The following is a 17095-nucleotide window of genomic DNA, read 5'->3' as shown; positions in this document are numbered from 1 at the left end:
GACGATTTTGATCATGAAACCATTGGAATTAGAGATATTTATCTGCCGTTCCGACAATTACGGTGTCTTGGTCCACGATCCCGAAACCGGATTGACGGCATCGATCGACGCTCCGGAGGCGAATGCGATCCTGAAGGCGGCCGAGCGGCGCGGCTGGACGATCAGCCATATTCTGACGACCCATCATCACACCGATCACGTCGAGGGCAATCTGGCGCTGAAGGAGCAGTTCGGCTGCGAGATCATCGGTCCGATCAACGAGGCCGTCGCCATTCCCGGCCTCGATCGCGCCGTCGCCGACGGCGATACGTTCGAGTTCGCCGGCCACACGGTCAATGTCATCGAAACCCCCGGCCACACCGCCGGCCATGTCTGCTATCACTTTGCCGACGACAAGCTGCTCTTTGCCGCCGACACGCTGTTTGCGCTGGGTTGCGGCCGCCTGTTCGAACGGCCGGCAATGGATATGTGGGCCTCCCTGCAGAAGCTTGCGGTTCTGCCGGACGAAACAGCCGTCTATTTCGGCCATGAATATACGCTCTCCAATGCCCGCTTCGCGCTGACCATCGACCCCACCAACGAGCGGCTGAAGAGACGTGTAACCGATATCGAGGCGTTGAGGGCGGAAGGCAAGTTCACCATTCCGACGACGCTGGCATTGGAGAAGGAAACGAACCCGTTCCTGCGTGCCGCCGATCCCGCGATCCGCCGCCACCTTTTGATGGAAAGCCGCAGCAACGACGAGGTCTTTGCCGAAATCCGCAAGCGCAAGGACAATTTCTGATGCAGGCAAAAGAGATCATCGAAACGCTTTCCATGCAGCGGCATCCGGAAGGCGGCTGGTACGTGCAGACTTTTCGCGACGAGAACGGCGGCGCGCGCGGCCACTCCACCGCGATCTACTATCTGCTTGAGGCCGGCGAACGCTCGCATTGGCATCGGGTGCATGATGCGGCCGAGGTCTGGCACTACTATGCCGGCGCACCGCTCGCCCTGCATCGCTCGGCCGACGGCAAGACCAGCGAAAGGCTCCTTCTCGGCATCGACCTGGCAAAGGGCGAGCGCCCGCAGGCGATCATTCCGGCCAACTGGTGGCAATCGGCCGAAAGCCTCGGGCAATTCACGCTTGTCGGCTGCACGGTCGCACCCGGCTTCGAATTTTCAAGTTTCGAGATGGCCCCTCCCGACTGGAAACCCGCCTCGAGTTGAACCTCCTTTACGTTTCATTGACATCACGCGGGAGACGGCGCGGAGCGGCAGCCTTGAAAAAGCGTCGCGCTGTGTCAGCTTTACACCGGGAGAGAGAATATTGATTCAACTGGAGGAGGTTTTTTCGTGCGTTTATTGTTTCCTTTGCTCGTCGCGGCAGGCTGCATCATGAGCGTCCCCGCCCTTGCCCTCGATGCGCCGGCTTCGCCGCCGGCCGGCCAGCCCCTGAAAAACTTCGTGACCTCGGTCGAAAAGGACGGCTCGATCACCTTCCGCCTTTATGCACCCTCCGCAAAGGCCGTCTCCGTCGTCCTCGGCTCACATGATCCGATTGCCATGCAACGCGGCGACGATGGTACTTTTAGCGTTAAGTCCGAGGTGCTGAAGCCCGATCTCTATGAGTATTATTTCAACGTCGACGGTTTCCGCAGCATCGATACCGGCACCAATGCGCCGAAGCCGCAGCGGCAGGTCAATACCAGCCTGATCCTGGTGCCCGGCAGCATTCTCGATATCCGCAAAGTGCCGCATGGCGACCTGCGGCTGGTGACCCTGCATTCCAAGGCGCTGGATTCGGAACGGCAGATGTATGTCTACACGCCGCCCGGCTATACCGATTCCTCCAAGCCGCTGCCCGTGCTCTACCTCTATCACGGCTTCGGCGATACGGTAGGTTCCTGGGTTCTTCAGGGCCGCGCACCGCAGATCCTCGACAATCTGCTTGCCGAGAAGAAGATCGAGCCGATGATCGTCGTCATCCCCGATACGGAAACCGACGTGTCGAATGCAATCGCCGAGAACTTCCCCGCCGCCGATCGCCGCGCGAATTTCTATCCGGCGAATGCCGAGGCGGCCGACCGCGAACTGACCGAAGACCTCATTCCGTACATGAAAAAGCATTACCGGGTGCGGAACGACACCGAAGGCCGGGCCGTTGCCGGCCTGTCACAGGGCGGATATCAGGCTCTCGTATCAGGCCTTTCTCATCTTGACACCTTCGGCTGGGTCGCGACCTTCAGCGGCGTCAGCACGACCACCGTTCCGAACAAGGCGGTCGATGCGGTGCTGAACGAGCCGGAGAAGATCAACAAGGCCTTGCACAACTTCACCGTAACGGTCGGCAGCAAGGACCAGGTGGTCGGCAAGGATGTCGCCGGCCTCAAGGCGACGCTCGAAGAGAAGAAGATCAAGCACGAGTATCACGAATATCCAGACCTCCAGCACGAAATGGATGTCTGGCGGCCCTCGCTCGTGGCCTTTCTGGAAAAGGTCTTCAGGAAATAACCTCCAGATTTGAGCGGTTCAGCGATTCCGTGAAAAGCTGAACCGCTCTAAATCGCAACCAGCGAATCTGAACGATCGCGACACGCCTTAGACACCACCTCGGGGATTGGAAACATGGCACTCAAGCGGATGGACAACGTCGGAATCGTCGTCGAAGACCTCGAAGGGACGATCGATTTCTTTCGCGAACTTGGCCTCGAGCTCGAAGGGCGGGCCACGATCGAAGGAGAATGGGCCGGGCGTATCACTGGACTGGGCGATCAGCGTGTCGAGATTGCCATGATGCGCACGCCGGACGGCCACGGCCGGCTCGAGCTCTCCCGCTTCCTCACGCCGCCTGTCGTCGCCGATCACCGCAATGCCCCGGTCAACGCTCTGGGCTATCTCCGCGTCATGTTCGCGGTTGACGACGTTGACGAAACGCTTGAAAGGCTCCGCACGCGTGGCGCGCAGCTCGTGGGCGAAGTGGTCCAATATAAAGATGCATATCGGCTCTGCTACATCCGCGGGCCTGAAGGGCTTCTCATCGGACTCGCCCAAGAACTCGGCTGAGCGCGATACGACGAGAACGCGGAAGGAACCGGCAGCGATTGCGACGGAGCTATTCTGCCGCTTCCGCCTGCGCGCCTTCAGCACGATCTTGGCGCAGGATCATACGATGCGCGGCCAGCACGGCACCGCCGGTCACGAGCAGGCAGGCAAGCGCAATGCCCCAACTCGGTTCTGCAAAGCCGAAAAGCGTCAGGATCAACGTCGACAGCAACGGTGCGGCATAACTCGCCGCGCCAAGGATCTGGATATCGCCGTTCTTGATGCCGTAGTCCCAGGCATAGAAGGCCGCGCCGACGGGAAAGAGGCCCAATCCGAGGATCGCAATCCACTGCGCCGAGCTCTCCGGCCAGATGGTCTCCTCCAGGCCAAGGTGGCAGAAAAGGGAAAGAATCGCCGTCACCAAGCAGAATAGAGTAACGACGTCGGTGGAAACGGCTTCGAAGCGGCGCGTGATCAGCGAATAGCCGGACCAGGTGAAGGCACAGAGCAAAGCCGCGCCATAGCCGACCGCGTAGGCGCCTTCGAAACGAAAACCGTTGCGGCCGACGATCAGAACCGTACCCGCCAGCCCCATCAGCGCACCGACCATATGATACCAGCGAAGCCGCTCGCTGGGCAGCAGCGCCGAGCCGACAACGATCAGCAGCGGCCAAAGGTAGGCAATCAGTCCCGCCTCCACCGCCGGCGCATGGCGCAATGCCGTGAAATAGAGGAAATGATAGCCGAACAGGCCGGCAATGCCTGTGATCCAGACCTTAGCAGGCTGGCGCAGAAGCTGCAGGCGTTCCGGCTTCAGCAAGAGCACGACGATGCCGGGGATGCTGCCGATGGCAAAGCAGATGGCGAGCAGCTGAAAGGGCTGCATCTTGCCCGAAGCCACCGTCAAAAGTGCCAGAAACGACCACATCACGATGGCCGAGAAGCCCGTCAATGTCGCACGAAATTTCATCGCTGCCCCCAGCTCATCGTCGCGGACGTCCCCAATCCGCCAAAGCAATTCTAGGAAAAACGTTCGGCGGTTTTCCGTCCGGAATTGCGTAGAAATTAGTAGCTAGACCGACCAGACGCTTCCGTAAAGCGTTTGGTCGTCCTAGCTGCCGTATTTTACGGCTGTAATCGTCACCGTTCCGTATTGTGTGGGTATGCGGACATAGACCGGAGCGTAGACATTCATGGTATCGGCCTTGGCAAACCAGATCTCCATATCGTCGCTCTTGGCGAGATAGAGGTAGTCCTTGCGTGTGCTCTTGTAGCCGCCCTTCGGCGTGAAGCGCACGCCGCAGACAACCGTCTTGCCCTTGAAGCCCTCCGTCGAGAAGGGATGAGATCCTTTCGGCGACAGCTTCAGATCCATCCGCATCTCGCCGTCGAAGACGGCCAGCGTCTGATTGCATAGGTTGAGGCTGGGCGTGATCGGAAAGATCATGCCTGAAATCGGATCGAGCACGGATTTCAAGTCGCCTTCCGTGATGGGAACCCAGGTGTCCGGCCGTTTCGGTTCGGGCGTGATCGTGTTCGACATCACGTTGCCGCCGGCATAGGCGACATCGTAGGTGCGCTCCCTCTTCCCGCTCTTGTAGAAGAGCGTGTAGTGCGTTGCCTGCAACTTCGTATCGTTGACGACGCCGGTCACATCCGTCCTGGCATCGATGGAGGTGACAAGATCGGCAAGGCCCGCGGAGGTGATATCGCCGCGGATGGTGAACTGCTTGCCGGTGACTTCCGTTTTGAAATCCGCCCTGGCGATCGGCAGGCCGGCCAAAGAAACGCGATAGCGCGTTTCATGCCGCAGCACGTCGGCCGATGCCATCGACGGCATCGACGCAACGATCGCTGAAATGAGAAGCCACTTCCGAATTTGAACCATGATCAAGGCCTTCAACGAGGATCAGGCAAGTTATATAGTTGCTTTGCTCGCCTGCTGCGAGCGCCAGACAACAGCAGCTTTTTGACGGAATTGCGGGAAAAGACAAGGTTTGGCTTGACGCGGCCGGCCTGTCTGACTATAGAACCGCAACTTTCCAATTATGGCCTGTTGGATTGCGCGCGGGGCTTTGCCCGGGATGTCTATCCGATGGCCGAGAAAAACAAAAGTAGGTGTACCATGTCCCGCATGTGCGAATTGACCGGCAAGGCCGTCCTCGTGGGCAACAATGTCAGCCACGCCAACAACAAGACCAAGCGTCGGTTCCTGCCGAACCTCTGCCAGGTCACGCTGATCTCCGACGTTCTCGGCCAGCGCTACCGCCTGCGCGTTTCCGCTGCAGCGCTCCGCTCGGTCGAGCATCGCGGTGGTCTGGACGCTTTCCTTATCAAGGCAAGCGAAAACGAACTCAGCATGCGCGCTCGCCTGCTGCGTCGCCAGATCGTCAAGAAGTCCGCTGAAGCTGCAGTCGCTGCCTAAGCAGCACGAGCACTTCACGATTTCATACCGGTTAAGAGGCTTGAACGGATCATCTCCGGACAAGCCTTTTTCCATGTCCGGTTTCTTTCAACTGGTGGCATCTCCCAGGATAAAAAAATGCTGACGGCACGCTATACCATTATCTACGTTCTGCTGATGACGCTGGTCGTCGTCGCCTCCAACATCCTTGTGCAGTATCCGCTGCAGGCCACATTCGCCGGCATCAATCTCGCGGACATCCTCACCTGGGGTGCCTTCACCTATCCGGTCGCCTTCCTCATCACCGATCTGACCAACCGCCAGTTCGGCCCGAAGGCCGCGCGGAAGGTGGTGCTTGCCGGCTTCGTCGTTGGTGTCGCCCTGTCGTTCTATACCGCGCAGCCGCGCATCGCGATCGCTTCCGGTTCGGCCTATCTCGCCGGCCAGCTGCTCGATATCTCGGTCTTCAACCGCCTTCGCCGCTTGGCCTGGTGGCGCGCGCCGCTGTTCGGCTCGCTCATCGGCTCACTGCTCGATACGCTGATCTTCTTCTCCTTCGCCTTCGCGCCCTTCTTCGTTTTCTTCGGACCGAACGATCCCTTCGCGATCGAATGGGCTCCGGTCCTCGGCGCATTTTCCTCGTCGGCGCCGCGCTGGATCTCCTGGGCCATCGGCGATTTCTCGGTCAAGACCACGGTCGGCCTCGTCATGCTGCTGCCCTACGGCGCGCTGATGAATGTGCTGAAGCCGATGTCGCAGGCGCCCACCGCCTGACAGCGATGATTCGAAGCGTGCCGCATCGGCGCGCGACATGCTTCAGTTCTGGCTGAGAAGGTTTTCGTCGTGCAGGCGAAATTCCAGCATCAGGCTGCGCTGCAGGATCGAATGATTATCATCCGAAACCAGGATCAGGTGGAGGGAACCGTCGGCGGCACGGAAGACGTCTATGCCCTCCATATTGTCGATCTGATCTCTGGTCCCGGCCTCGAAGATCACCTTGCCGTCCACGACGGCACCCGGCTTGATATCCGCACCCGCAATGCGGCGGATGCGCACGCCAAGGCCGTGTATCAGCCCGAAGCGCCGCTCCAGCAGCAATAGATCGCCGTCGGGCAAAAAGACACCGTCGCTGACGCCGAAGCCGCCATAATGCCGAACGGTAAAGCGGCCCTGGAGCGGCCCATCCAGAACGGCGGCCAGTATATTGCCCTGATCGTCCAGACTGTCTTCGGCGACGATGACGGCACCACCCGCAAGCGGGCTTGACCGTGGCGCGATCATCAGCGCCTCGAGGCTGCGATTGGCGCGCAGCCGCCGCCTTGGAATAAGGATGGGAATGGTGCCGTCCGGCGGGGAAGTCTCGAAACCGGGATCGGGATAGGTATCGACGCGATGATACTGTTCGTAGCTGACGAGGACATGATCGCCGCGCAACGCCAATCCTTCGGCATCCATCTCGCCCTTACCGGCATCGGTGCCGCCGTCGCGGTCCATGATCGGCGAGATCCGCGCATCGCTGATACCCTTCAACCGGCCCGCCTCGTCACGCTCGATGGCGCCGGTGAGCCAGTGGCCGGTATCGAGCACCGAGACGAAATGCCGTTGGTCGGCGCGAAAGCGAATGGCCGAGATGGCGCCGAGAAGCGAATTGTCCGAGCTGAGCTCAAGGCCGCCGAGAAACTCCAGAGCGCCGAAGCGCAATTGATCGGAGCCGGACCTGAAAGTGGAAATTGCCCTTGCCTGAATGGCAGCAGGGCCAGCCTCGTCGGGATCATTTGCGGAACCGCAGCCTGCAAGCAGGCCGGCAAGCACGGCTATCACGCACGCGCATCTTCCAGCAGCCGGCCAGCTCCAGGAACCGGCGGCACCGGTTGGAAAGGACACCGGCCTCAAGGCCGATGCCACCGGACGCCGCAGCGGGCTCAGCTGGCGCGGCGCATGCGCGAGCGCGGCATGCTCGTCTGATCTTCGAACAGCGAGGCAAGCTGCTCCGTCATCGCTCCAGCCAACTCGTCGGCATCGACGATGGTGACGGCGCGACGATAGTAGCGTGTCACATCGTGGCCGATGCCGATCGCCAGCAATTCCACGGGCGAACGCGTCTCGATCTGATCGATCACGGCGCGCAGATGCCGCTCCAGATAGTTGCCCGGATTGACCGACAGCGTGGAGTCATCGACCGGAGCACCGTCCGAGATCATCATCAGGATACGGCGCTGCTCGCGGCGTCCAAGCAGGCGGTTATGCGCCCAGATCAGCGCCTCGCCATCGATATTCTCCTTGAGCAAGCCTTCGCGCATCATCAGCCCGAGATTGCTGCGTGCCCGTCTATAAGGCTCGTCCGCGGACTTATAGATGATGTGGCGCAGGTCGTTCAGCCGGCCCGGCGTCTGCGGCTTGCCGCCGGCAAGCCACTTCTCGCGCGCCTGTCCGCCCTTCCAGGCCTTGGTGGTGAAGCCGAGGATCTCGACCTTGACGCCGCAGCGCTCCAGCGTGCGTGCCAGAATGTCGGCGCAGGAGGCGGCAACCGTGATCGGACGGCCGCGCATCGAGCCGGAATTGTCGATCAGCAGGGTCACGACCGTATCGCGGAACTGCGTATCGCGTTCCATCTTGAAGGACAGCGCCTGCGTCGGGTCTATGATCAGGCGCGGCAGGCGTGCCGGATCGAGATAGCCCTCCTCCAGATCAAAGTCCCAGGAGCGATTCTGCTGCGCCATCAGGCGACGCTGCAAGCGGTTGGCCAGCCGTCCCACAGCACCCTGCAGATGCGCGAGCTGCTTGTCGAGGAAAGCGCGCAGGCGCTCGAGCTCGGCCACGTCGCACAGCTCCTGTGCCGTCGTGGTTTCGTCGAACTCTTCCGTATAGACGTGATAATCGACCTTCTCGTTGAAGTCGGCGAAGGGCGTATTCGGACGGCGGGTCTCACCCGGCGTTTCCGAATCTTCCTCGCCTTCCTCGCTCATATCGTCGTCGGAAATCTCGCCGCCGTCCTCGGTCGCGCCGTCGTCCATCTGCTCGTCGGAGGCTTCGCTGTCCTCCGCCGGCGCGGCGTCGGCACCTTCGTCTTCCTTGACGTCGTCGTTATCCTGGTCCTCGCCGTTCGGCTTGTCCTCTTCGCTCTGCTGGTCGTCGCTATCGGGCTCCGATTGCTCGTCGCCATATTCCTCGGCCATCTCCATGGCCGTCAGCATGTTGCGCACGATGCGGGCGAAACTCTGCTGATCGTTGATGGACGAGAGTAGGCTATCGAGATCGCCGCCGGTCTTTTCTTCGATGAAGGGACGCCAGAGATCGAGCACCTTGCCGGCGCTTTCCGGTGGTTTCTGGCCGGTCAGCTTCTCGCGCACGATCATCGCCATGGCTTCGCCGACCGGCGCATCCTCGCGCCGTTCGATGCCGGAGAAATTCGCCTTGGCGTATTTCTCCGTATTCATCGAATTGATGTTGGCGGCAACGCCGCTCATGCGCAGCGAGCCGATCGATTCGACGCGCGCCTGCTCGACAGCATCGAAGATGCTGCGGGCGTCGGCACCTTGTGGCGCCATGACGGCATGGACGCGGGCATCGTGGCAGGCGAGCCGCAAAGCCATCGAATCGCCGAGGCCCCGCGTCACCGCAAGCTCATGCGCTGTCGGCCGTTTCGAAAGCTCCGGCAAGCGGATGCGCTCGCCCGTCATGCCCGGGCGTTCATTGGCAAAGGCCACCTCGACCTCGGCATCGCCGGCGATCGAGCGGACGCAGCCGGTGATCGCCCGGCGCAACGGCTCCATGTCCACCGGGGCACCCGGCTTCGCTTTGGAATTATCTCCGCGACCTGACATGATGTATCGGCTTTTCCCTAAAGCAATTCCAGGAAAAATGCATAACAGTTTTCTATCCGGAATTGCGTCAAAACAAAAAGATAGAACGTTTTCGCGATTCGAAGAAAAGCGGAAATGTTCTAGGCTTCGAGCACGATGTTGGCCGCACTTTCCTTCAGCTCGACACCGAAGGCCCGCTGATAGTGCTCGGCGACCAGCGGCCGCTCCAGCTCGTCGCACTTGTTGAGGAAGGTGACGCGGAAGGCAAAGGCGACATCGCCGAAGATCTCCGCATTCTCAGCCCAGGTGATGACGGTACGCGGGCTCATGACGGTCGACAGGTCGCCGTTCATGAAGGCCGCGCGCGTCAGGTCGGCGACGCGCACCATTTTGGAGACGGTATCGCGGCCCTTGTCGGTGCGGAAGGACTTCACCTTCGCCAGCACGATATCGACTTCGTTGTTATGCGGCAGATAGTTCAGCGTCGTCACGATCGACCAGCGGTCCATCTGTGCCTGGTTGATCTGCTGCGTGCCGTGATAGAGGCCGGTCGTGTCGCCGAGGCCGATGGTGTTGGCGGTCGCAAACAGGCGGAACGCCGGATGAGGACGGATGACGCGGCTCTGGTCGAGGAGCGTCAGGCGGCCCGAGGATTCCAGGACGCGCTGGATGACGAACATCACGTCCGGACGGCCGGCATCATATTCGTCGAAGACGAGCGCGACATTGTGCTGATAGGCCCAGGGCAGGATGCCGTCCTTGAATTCGGTAACCTGCAGGCCGTCCTTGACGACGATCGCATCCTTGCCGACGAGATCGATACGGCTGACATGGCTGTCGAGGTTGATACGCACGCAAGGCCAGTTGAGGCGCGCGGCGACCTGCTCGATATGCGAGGACTTGCCGGTGCCGTGATAGCCTGAGATCATCACGCGGCGGTTATGAGCGAAGCCCGCGAGAATGGCGAGCGTGGTCTCGCGGTCGAAGAGGTAGTCCGTATCCAGGTCGGGCACGTAGGCGCCGCCCTTGCTGTAGGCCGGGACGCGGATGTCGGAATCAATGCCGAAAACCTCACGGACCGAAACGGTGGTGTCGGGGATCTCGGAAATATCAAGGTCAATCTTGCTCATCATGTCTCCAGGGCGGGTGGCTCTCACCCAGCCATATCAATCTCAGCCGTTTTGTCCGAAACGCCGCAGCTTTGTTGCCCGCATCCGTTCGGTCGGAACAGCGGCGATACTTCTCCGGGACTAAAGCAAAATCTCGGCGCGATGAAATGATCGCTTGCGAGCATCCTTGAACAGAGTCCCGGACAAGAAACGCCGCGTCCGGAAAGTTGACCGAGGTGCAGCCAGCCAAATGCGCACCCTGCCGCGGTTGCCTGCGGCTTCAGCCGATTTGGACCATACCTGATTGAAGGCGGAGAGCAAGGACAGGAATTAACAAAAACCGTTCTGCTTCAATAATTGATAGGCCTGAATGACCGCGCGAAAGCGCTCTTCGGAACCGCGATCACCGCCATTGGCATCGGGGTGGTGCATTTTCACCAATTCCTTGTAGCGGCGCTTGATCTCCGGCGCCGTGGCGGTGGCGCCAAGCCCCATCGTATCGAACGCCTTCGCCTCCAGCGTTTTCAGCTTGCGCTGCTGTGGGAAGCGCGGGCCGGTGCCGCGGCCATCATTGTCCTTGACGAACCCAAAGGGATCGCGAACCCGTGTATAGGCGCCGGAGCGGATTTCCGACTGCAAGGGACTGTTCTTCGCCGCCTTGTTGACGCCGACGGTCCAGGTCGGACGATGGCCGGTGATGGCTTCCTTCTGGTAGCGCGCAATCTCCCCGTCCGAGAGGCCGGAGAAATAATTGTAGCCCTTGTTGTATTCCTTGACGTGCTCGAAGCAGAACAAAAAGAACTGCCCTTCCGCATTGCGCCCGACCGGGGCGCGATGCGTGCCGTGCTTGTCGCAGCCGTCCCACTGGCATGTCGGCGGGCCTTGCTCAGGCTCCTGCGCGCGCTTGCGGCGGGTGCGGATGCGATCGAAATATTTTGAATCAAGTCTCATGGCGCCCTAATTATGGGGCCTCGGTTACCCCACAACAAGAATTGACAAACAGGAATGTTATAGGCTTTGTGGGGGCTTTTTCGCGAGCGAGGTCGAGGCGGGAATATGGAAACGACACTGCAATCCCGCATTGAGCGGAAGCTCAGCGACGCTTTCGCGCCCGAGCGCCTCGCCGTCATCAATGAAAGCCACCTGCATGCCGGCCATCAGCCCGACATGACGGGAACCGGCGAGACGCATATAAGAATTCGCATCGTTTCCGCCAAGTTCGCCGGCATGCCGCGCCTTGCCCGCCACAGAGCGATCAACGAATTGCTGAAGCCGGAACTGGATGCCGGCCTGCACGCATTGGCCGTGGAGCCGGCCGCACCCGGCGAAGCGGTGCGCTGGTAGCCTCAGAAGGTCGCTTCAGTTCGGCTTCACCTCTTCCGCCTCGGCGGGGCGGATGCGCAGCTTGGTGATGCGGTTCTTTTCACGCTTCATGACGATGAAGCGCTTGCCGTAGAAGGTGAAGGCCTGACGCTCTTCCGGGATGGTCATCGATTCGTGGATGACGAGGCCGGCGATCGTCGTCGCCTCCTCGTCAGGCAAATGCCAGTCGAGCGCCCGATTGAGATCGCGAATCGGCACGACGCCGTCGACGACGATCGAGCCGTCGGCCTCCTGACGGACGCCCTGGATGTCAAGGTCGTGCTCATCGGCGATATCGCCGACGATCTCCTCCAGAATGTCTTCCAGGGTGACGATGCCCTGCACCTCGCCATACTCGTCGACGACGACGGCGAAATGCTGCTTGCGGCGCAAAAAGGCATTGAGCTGATCTTCGAGATTGGTGCTGTCGGGCACGAACCAGGGCTTCTGCGCGATCTTGACGATGTCGAGATTCTCCGGCTCGACATTTCGTTCCGCCAGCGCCCGCAGCAGATCCTTGGCATGCACGACGCCGATGATGTTGTCGATCGTGCCGCGCCAGAGCGGCATGCGCGTATAGGGACTGTCGAGAATGGCGCGCACCACCACCTCGGGCGGATCATCGGCATTGATGGCGCGCATCGCCGTACGGTGCACCATGATATCGGACAGCTCCAGCTCGCCGAGATCGAGCACGCCGCCCAGACGGTCGCGGTCGGCCTTGACCACCGACCCCTCTCGATGCAGCAGGTCCACGGCGCCGCGCAGCTCCTCATGCGCCGACAGCATCGACACTTCCTTGGAAAGGTTGATGCCGAAAATGCCGAGAATCCAGCGGACGATGGCATTGACGAAGCTCGATACCGGACCGACGACAGCGACAAACAGCCGCACCGGCGCAGCCACATTGAGCGCAAAGCGATCCGGCGTCGAAATCGCCCAGCTTTTCGGCAGCACTTCGGCGAAGATGACGAGGATCACAGTCATCGCGGCCGTCGCCAGCGCTACGCCGGAATTGCCGAACAGGCCGAGGAACACGCTGGTCGCCAATGACGACGACAGGATGTTCGCGAGATTGTTGCCGATCAGCAAGGTGCCGATCAGGCGGTCACGGCGCTCGATGAGGCGGCGCACGATGCCGGCGCGCTCGTCGCCATTGGCCTCCAATGTGTGGATTCGACTCCTGGAGACCGCAGTCAGTGCCGTTTCCGAACCGGAAAAGAATGCCGACAGCAGCACGAGCACGACGATCGAGGCGATCTCGGGCCAATATTCGAACAATGCAGCCAGCGTGCCTTCGACCGTCATCAGGGATGTTTTTCCTTCAGGAAGCTCAAGACCTCCGAGAACGGCACATCGTCCGCAACGAAGGCCTGGCCGATGCCGTGGGTGAGGATGAAGGTAAGCTTGCCGCTCTTGACCTTCTTGTCCTGCGCGATCGCATCCATCAGCGTCTCAGTCGGCGGCAGTTCGCCGGGGATATCACCCATCCGGGTCGGCAGGCCGACGGCCTTCAGATGCGCCTCGACGCGCTTTGCGTCATCGGGACTTGCCAGATTGAGGCGCGCGGAAAACTCATGCGCCAGCACCATGCCGATCGCGACGCCTTCGCCATGCACCAGCCGGCGGCTGTCGTAGGCGGTGGCCGCTTCGAGCGCGTGTCCGAAGGTGTGGCCGAGATTGAGCAGGGCGCGAGGCCCATTTTCGCGCTCGTCGGCGACCACGACATCGGATTTCGCCTGGCAGCTCGCGGCAATCGCTTCGATGCGGGCGGCACCGCCGGCAAAGACTTGCCTCCAGTTAGCCTCGAGCCAGGCGAAGAAATCCGGCTTGTCGATCAGGCCGTATTTGGCGACCTCGGCGTAACCGGCGCGGAACTCGCGCTCACTCAGCGTATTCAGCACATCGGTATCGGCAAGCACGAGATCCGGCTGATGGAAGACGCCGACAAGATTCTTGCCATGATGGGTGTTGAGGCCGGTCTTGCCGCCGACCGACGAATCCACCTGCGACAGCAGCGATGTCGGAATCTGGACAAACCGAACGCCGCGGCGCACGATGCCGGCGGCAAAGCCGGCGAGATCGCCGATGACGCCGCCGCCGAGCGCGATCACCGCATCGTTGCGCTCCACGCGCGCGGTCAGCACCGCGTCGCAAACGGTCATGAGATGCTCGAAGCTCTTGGTCTTTTCGCCGGCCGGCAAGACGAGACTGGAGGCCTGGATGCCCGCGGCCTCGAGGCTGGCGATCAACGCATCGAGGTAATGGGGCGCGACGTTTTCATCCGTGATCACGGCGGCCTTGCGGCCTTTGAGCCGCGTGGCGATCTCATGCCCCGCACGGCCGATCAGGCCGGGACCGATCAGGATGTCATAGGCGCGCTCGCCGAGAGGCACGCGCACGAGACGCTCTGCGGAAGCCGCTGTGATCGCATTCATGGCATTTTGCTTTCTGCTGTCTTTCCCTCGGCAATGGCGGCAAGGACCTCCTTGACCATGATTTCCTTGCTCACATCGCGGGACAGAACCGTGAGATCGGCTTCCGCATAGATCGGGTAGCGCGCATTCATCAGGTTCTCGAGGGTCTGTTTCGGATTCTCGGTCTTGAGCAACGGCCGTGTGTCGCGCTTGTTGACGCGGTCCCATAATACGTCGAGATCGGCCTTCAGCCAGACGGAAAGGCTGCCGCGCTTGATATGCAGGCGCGTGCTCTCATTGATGAAGGCGCCGCCACCCGTCGAAACGACACGCGGTCCGCCCTTGAGGAGCCGCTTGATGACGCGCGTTTCCAGCGCTCGGAACTCCAGCTCGCCATAGGCGGCAAACAGTTCGGTGATCGTCATGCGCGAGACGCGCTCGATCTCGACATCGGTATCGACGAAGGGGATGCCGAGCTGCTGCGCCAAAAGCCTGCCGACCGAGGACTTGCCCGCACCCATCAATCCCACGAGGACAAGATTACGCTGACCCAGCGCTGCGCGCGCCCTGTCTTTGAGGCTTTCGGCAAGGGTCAGGACTTGTTCACTCATCGGCCCATTCACAATTTCTTTGGAAACGGTATCGTCAAATGCGCCGGTAGCGTCAAGACGCCGCTATCGTAAACATGTCTGCAATATCCTTCAGCTAACGCTTGGCGGACATAATTATTGCTCATCGCCGGGCCAATGAAGGCGAGAAGGAGAGTTTTCGAATGCCAACCCTGTTTCGCTTCCTTGTCATCTGCGCGGTCATCGCCGGATCGATATATGGAGCGATGTGGGCACTCGTGCTCTTTGTCGATCCGCAGCCGCGCGATGTGACGATCCGCATTCCGCCGGAGCGCCTCAACCCGCCGACGACGGGCTCGCTGAAGCCATGAGTGCACCGGCCATGAACTCAAAAACCGGCGCGCGCGATCTGGGGCGGGTGCACTTGGAAGCCTTCCTGGAGATGATGAGCGCCGAGCGCGGCGCGGCGCTCAACACGCTGCAGTCCTATCAGCGCGACCTTGACGATCTCCATTCCTTTCTGTCCGGGCGGGGTGTCCGCCTGACGGAAGCCGGCGCCGATGATCTCGGTGCCTATCTTTCCAGCCTGTCGAGCCAGGGCTTCAAACCCTCGTCCCAGGCGCGCCGCCTCTCCGCCATGCGGCAGTTCTATAAGTTCCTTTATGCCGAAGGACTGCGCACGGACGACCCGACGGGAATTCTCGATGCGCCCAAGAAAGGCCGCGCCCTTCCGAAGACCATGGGCGTCGACGAGGTGACACGGCTTCTGACCCAGGCCGAGCAGGAAGCAGCCGTCGAAGGACCAGACCGGCTACTGCGCCTGCGCATGCTGGTACTTCTGGAAATGCTCTACGCGACCGGGATGCGCGTCAGTGAGCTCGTCTCTCTGCCGGCAAAGGTGCTGGATCAGGAGGGGCGCTTCCTGATGATCCGCGGCAAGGGAAACAAGGAACGGCTGGTGCCGCTGTCGCAATCCGCCATTTCGGCCTTGAAGACCTATGGACGGCTGCAGGCGGAGATTGCGGCAAATGCCAAGCAGCCCGCGCCGGAGAGCCCTTGGCTCTTTCCAGCGGCCTCCCGACAAGGCTATCTGCCGCGCCAGGTTTTCGCGCGCGATCTCAAGGATCTTGCCATTCGGGCAGGCCTGACACCCTCGATGATTTCGCCGCATGTGATGCGCCATGCCTTCGCGAGCCATCTTCTGGCCAATGGCGCGGACCTGCGCGTGGTGCAGGAACTTCTCGGCCACTCGGATATTTCAACCACGCAAATCTACACACATGTGCTGGAAGAACGTCTTCATCAGCTTGTGCAAACGCATCACCCCCTTGCCAAACAGGCAAAAAAACAGGATTAGGACCGGCATACAGGCTAAAGCCGCCGTCTCTCGTCACGGGCAAAAGGATCGGAAACGCACCTCATGCACAATTATCTGGACTTCGAAAAACCCATCTCGGATCTCGAAGGCAAGATTCACGAGCTCAAGAAACTGGCGAGCGAAGACGAAAGCATCGACACATCGGACGAAGTCGGGCGGCTTGAAATCCGTGTCCGCGAGGCAATGGCCGATATCTATTCCAAGCTCAATGCCTGGCAGAAGACGCAGGTCGCCCGCCATCCGCAGCGCCCGCATTTCGTCGATTACGCCAGCACCCTCTTCACGGAATTCACGCCGCTGGCCGGCGACCGCAAATTCTCCGAGGATGCCGCCATTCAGGCCGGCTTCGCCCGCTTCCGCGGACAGCCGGTTGCCCTTATCGGCCAGGAAAAAGGCAACGACACCAAGAGCCGCCTGAAGCACAATTTCGGCAGCGCCCGGCCGGAAGGCTATCGCAAGGCGATCCGCGTCCTGGAAATGGCCGACCGCTTCCAGCTTCCGGTCATCACGCTCGTCGATACGGCCGGCGCCTATCCCGGCGTCGGTGCGGAAGAGCGCGGCCAGGCAGAGGCGATCGCACGCTCCACCGAGATGTGTCTCGGCGTGAAAGTGCCGATCGTCTCCATCGTCATCGGCGAAGGCGGTTCCGGCGGCGCGATCGCGATTGCCGTCGGCAACCGCGTCTACATGCTCGAACATTCGATCTACAGCGTGATTTCGCCCGAAGGCGCGGCATCGATCCTGTGGCGCGATTCAACGCGCGCAAAGGAAGCCGCGACCAACATGAAGATCACGGCCGAAGACCTGAAGGGCCTCGGCATCGTCGACGGCATCATCCCCGAGCCGCTCGGTGGCGCACACCGCGATCCCACTACGGTGATAGCCTCGGCCGGCGATACGATTGCGAACGCGCTCGGCGAGCTTTCCAGCCGTTCGGGCGAACAGCTGCGCAACGACCGGCGCCAGAAATTCCTTTCCATGGGCCGCAATCTCTAACCGTTTTCGGAAAAAGTGATCGCTAAAAACGCG

Annotated in this window: 19 protein-coding genes; 10 read left to right on the top strand and 9 right to left on the bottom strand. The window is 61.0% G+C overall.

Going from position 1 to position 17095, the window contains the following annotated elements:
- The first annotated feature begins 13 nt into the window (after positions 1-13).
- From gloB to HGP16_RS10870, 4 genes are all read left to right on the top strand, one after another.
- A complete protein-coding gene (gene gloB / locus HGP16_RS10885) occupies positions 14-784 on the top strand; it encodes a hydroxyacylglutathione hydrolase (RefSeq protein WP_168840005.1) in 771 nt (256 codons plus the stop codon).
- Positions 784-1209: a cupin domain-containing protein gene (locus HGP16_RS10880; protein ID WP_168840004.1), complete on the top strand. Its 426-nt coding sequence runs from the start codon at positions 784-786 to the stop codon at positions 1207-1209. The genes gloB and HGP16_RS10880 overlap by 1 nt, the downstream gene beginning before the upstream one ends.
- Positions 1210-1335: 126 nt before the next feature.
- Positions 1336-2493, top strand: a complete 1158-nt coding sequence (locus HGP16_RS10875) for an esterase (RefSeq protein ID WP_168840003.1) — start codon at positions 1336-1338, stop codon at positions 2491-2493.
- A 114-nt stretch (positions 2494-2607) separates the two neighbouring features.
- Complete coding sequence (locus tag HGP16_RS10870) at positions 2608-3045, top strand: VOC family protein (RefSeq protein ID WP_168840002.1); 438 nt, start codon at positions 2608-2610, stop codon at positions 3043-3045.
- A gap of 49 nt (positions 3046-3094) precedes the next feature.
- Here HGP16_RS10870 and HGP16_RS10865 read toward each other — a convergent pair whose 3' ends face one another.
- Together HGP16_RS10865 and HGP16_RS10860 are read right to left on the bottom strand one after the other, a co-directional pair.
- Positions 3095-3994 (bottom strand): DMT family transporter, encoded by a 900-nt coding sequence (locus tag HGP16_RS10865; protein WP_168840001.1) that lies wholly within the window; start codon positions 3992-3994, stop codon positions 3095-3097.
- 141 nt (positions 3995-4135) lie between these two features.
- On the bottom strand, positions 4136-4912 hold the full coding sequence (locus HGP16_RS10860; RefSeq protein ID WP_168840000.1) for a DUF3108 domain-containing protein: 777 nt from the start codon (positions 4910-4912) through the stop codon (positions 4136-4138).
- A gap of 237 nt (positions 4913-5149) precedes the next feature.
- Here HGP16_RS10860 and rpmB point away from each other — a divergent pair, with 237 nt between their 5' ends.
- A complete protein-coding gene (gene rpmB / locus HGP16_RS10855; RefSeq protein WP_004107717.1) occupies positions 5150-5449 on the top strand; it encodes a 50S ribosomal protein L28 in 300 nt (99 codons plus the stop codon).
- A 117-nt stretch (positions 5450-5566) separates the two neighbouring features.
- Positions 5567-6202, top strand: coding sequence for a VUT family protein (locus HGP16_RS10850; protein ID WP_168839999.1), 636 nt, complete (start codon positions 5567-5569; stop codon positions 6200-6202).
- 42 nt (positions 6203-6244) lie between these two features.
- On the opposite strand, the gene HGP16_RS10845 is transcribed toward HGP16_RS10850, so the two are convergent.
- The 4 genes from HGP16_RS10845 to HGP16_RS10830 all read right to left on the bottom strand — a co-directional run bounded on the left by HGP16_RS10845 (position 6245) and on the right by HGP16_RS10830 (position 11291).
- A complete protein-coding gene (locus HGP16_RS10845) occupies positions 6245-7249 on the bottom strand; it encodes an esterase-like activity of phytase family protein (RefSeq protein ID WP_312867309.1) in 1005 nt (334 codons plus the stop codon).
- A gap of 101 nt (positions 7250-7350) precedes the next feature.
- Positions 7351-9252, bottom strand: coding sequence for a cobaltochelatase subunit CobT (gene cobT, locus HGP16_RS10840; RefSeq protein ID WP_168839997.1), 1902 nt, complete (start codon positions 9250-9252; stop codon positions 7351-7353).
- A 119-nt stretch (positions 9253-9371) separates the two neighbouring features.
- On the bottom strand, positions 9372-10361 hold the full coding sequence (gene cobS, locus HGP16_RS10835; RefSeq protein ID WP_168839996.1) for a cobaltochelatase subunit CobS: 990 nt from the start codon (positions 10359-10361) through the stop codon (positions 9372-9374).
- Between the two features lie 309 nt (positions 10362-10670).
- Positions 10671-11291: a J domain-containing protein gene (locus tag HGP16_RS10830; RefSeq protein ID WP_168839995.1), complete on the bottom strand. Its 621-nt coding sequence runs from the start codon at positions 11289-11291 to the stop codon at positions 10671-10673.
- 105 nt (positions 11292-11396) lie between these two features.
- On the opposite strand from HGP16_RS10830, the gene HGP16_RS10825 reads away from it, so the two are divergent.
- Complete coding sequence (locus HGP16_RS10825; RefSeq protein WP_168839994.1) at positions 11397-11684, top strand: BolA family transcriptional regulator; 288 nt, start codon at positions 11397-11399, stop codon at positions 11682-11684.
- A 15-nt stretch (positions 11685-11699) separates the two neighbouring features.
- Here the strand turns inward: HGP16_RS10825 and HGP16_RS10820 are convergent, their stop codons facing one another.
- Genes HGP16_RS10820 through HGP16_RS10810 form a run of 3 tightly spaced genes read right to left on the bottom strand, consistent with a single transcriptional unit; the run spans position 11700 to position 14730 of the window.
- Positions 11700-13010, bottom strand: a complete 1311-nt coding sequence (locus tag HGP16_RS10820; protein WP_168839993.1) for an HlyC/CorC family transporter — start codon at positions 13008-13010, stop codon at positions 11700-11702.
- Complete coding sequence (aroB, locus tag HGP16_RS10815) at positions 13010-14140, bottom strand: 3-dehydroquinate synthase (protein WP_168839992.1); 1131 nt, start codon at positions 14138-14140, stop codon at positions 13010-13012. The genes HGP16_RS10820 and aroB overlap by 1 nt, the downstream gene beginning before the upstream one ends.
- Positions 14137-14730 carry a shikimate kinase gene (locus HGP16_RS10810; protein WP_168839991.1) on the bottom strand — a complete coding sequence of 198 codons (594 nt, stop codon included), beginning with the start codon at positions 14728-14730 and terminating at the stop codon, positions 14137-14139. Before HGP16_RS10810 ends, aroB begins: the two co-directional genes overlap by 4 nt.
- A gap of 161 nt (positions 14731-14891) precedes the next feature.
- On the opposite strand from HGP16_RS10810, the gene HGP16_RS10805 reads away from it, so the two are divergent.
- From HGP16_RS10805 to HGP16_RS10795, 3 genes are all read left to right on the top strand, one after another.
- A complete protein-coding gene (locus tag HGP16_RS10805) occupies positions 14892-15059 on the top strand; it encodes a hypothetical protein (protein ID WP_162943920.1) in 168 nt (55 codons plus the stop codon).
- A gap of 11 nt (positions 15060-15070) precedes the next feature.
- On the top strand, positions 15071-16045 hold the full coding sequence (gene xerD / locus HGP16_RS10800; RefSeq protein WP_168839990.1) for a site-specific tyrosine recombinase XerD: 975 nt from the start codon (positions 15071-15073) through the stop codon (positions 16043-16045).
- Between the two features lie 63 nt (positions 16046-16108).
- Positions 16109-17062 carry an acetyl-CoA carboxylase carboxyltransferase subunit alpha gene (locus HGP16_RS10795; protein WP_168839989.1) on the top strand — a complete coding sequence of 318 codons (954 nt, stop codon included), beginning with the start codon at positions 16109-16111 and terminating at the stop codon, positions 17060-17062.
- Positions 17063-17095: the final 33 nt, after the last annotated feature.

Source organism: Rhizobium sp. P40RR-XXII (assembly GCF_012641405.1).
Taxonomy (GTDB): Bacteria; Pseudomonadota; Alphaproteobacteria; order Rhizobiales; family Rhizobiaceae; genus Rhizobium.
The sequence above is the reverse complement of the archived record's forward strand: the minus strand, read 5'-3'. Positions and strand labels throughout refer to the sequence as shown.

What these genes read in the sequence shown, in the direction of transcription:
- gloB (WP_168840005.1), top strand. Translation starts at nt 14, where the DNA reads ATGAAACCATTGGAATTAGAGATATTTATCTGCCGTTCCGACAATTAC.
- HGP16_RS10880 (WP_168840004.1), top strand. Translation starts at nt 784, where the DNA reads ATGCAGGCAAAAGAGATCATCGAAACGCTTTCCATGCAGCGGCATCCG.
- HGP16_RS10870 (WP_168840002.1), top strand. Translation starts at nt 2,608, where the DNA reads ATGGCACTCAAGCGGATGGACAACGTCGGAATCGTCGTCGAAGACCTC.
- HGP16_RS10865 (WP_168840001.1), bottom strand. Translation starts at nt 3,994, where the DNA reads ATGAAATTTCGTGCGACATTGACGGGCTTCTCGGCCATCGTGATGTGG.
- HGP16_RS10860 (WP_168840000.1), bottom strand. Translation starts at nt 4,912, where the DNA reads ATGGTTCAAATTCGGAAGTGGCTTCTCATTTCAGCGATCGTTGCGTCG.
- rpmB (WP_004107717.1), top strand. Translation starts at nt 5,150, where the DNA reads ATGTCCCGCATGTGCGAATTGACCGGCAAGGCCGTCCTCGTGGGCAAC.
- HGP16_RS10850 (WP_168839999.1), top strand. Translation starts at nt 5,567, where the DNA reads ATGCTGACGGCACGCTATACCATTATCTACGTTCTGCTGATGACGCTG.
- cobT (WP_168839997.1), bottom strand. Translation starts at nt 9,252, where the DNA reads ATGTCAGGTCGCGGAGATAATTCCAAAGCGAAGCCGGGTGCCCCGGTG.
- cobS (WP_168839996.1), bottom strand. Translation starts at nt 10,361, where the DNA reads ATGAGCAAGATTGACCTTGATATTTCCGAGATCCCCGACACCACCGTT.
- HGP16_RS10830 (WP_168839995.1), bottom strand. Translation starts at nt 11,291, where the DNA reads ATGAGACTTGATTCAAAATATTTCGATCGCATCCGCACCCGCCGCAAG.
- HGP16_RS10825 (WP_168839994.1), top strand. Translation starts at nt 11,397, where the DNA reads ATGGAAACGACACTGCAATCCCGCATTGAGCGGAAGCTCAGCGACGCT.
- HGP16_RS10820 (WP_168839993.1), bottom strand. Translation starts at nt 13,010, where the DNA reads ATGACGGTCGAAGGCACGCTGGCTGCATTGTTCGAATATTGGCCCGAG.
- aroB (WP_168839992.1), bottom strand. Translation starts at nt 14,140, where the DNA reads ATGAATGCGATCACAGCGGCTTCCGCAGAGCGTCTCGTGCGCGTGCCT.
- HGP16_RS10810 (WP_168839991.1), bottom strand. Translation starts at nt 14,730, where the DNA reads ATGAGTGAACAAGTCCTGACCCTTGCCGAAAGCCTCAAAGACAGGGCG.
- HGP16_RS10805 (WP_162943920.1), top strand. Translation starts at nt 14,892, where the DNA reads ATGCCAACCCTGTTTCGCTTCCTTGTCATCTGCGCGGTCATCGCCGGA.
- xerD (WP_168839990.1), top strand. Translation starts at nt 15,071, where the DNA reads ATGAACTCAAAAACCGGCGCGCGCGATCTGGGGCGGGTGCACTTGGAA.
- HGP16_RS10795 (WP_168839989.1), top strand. Translation starts at nt 16,109, where the DNA reads ATGCACAATTATCTGGACTTCGAAAAACCCATCTCGGATCTCGAAGGC.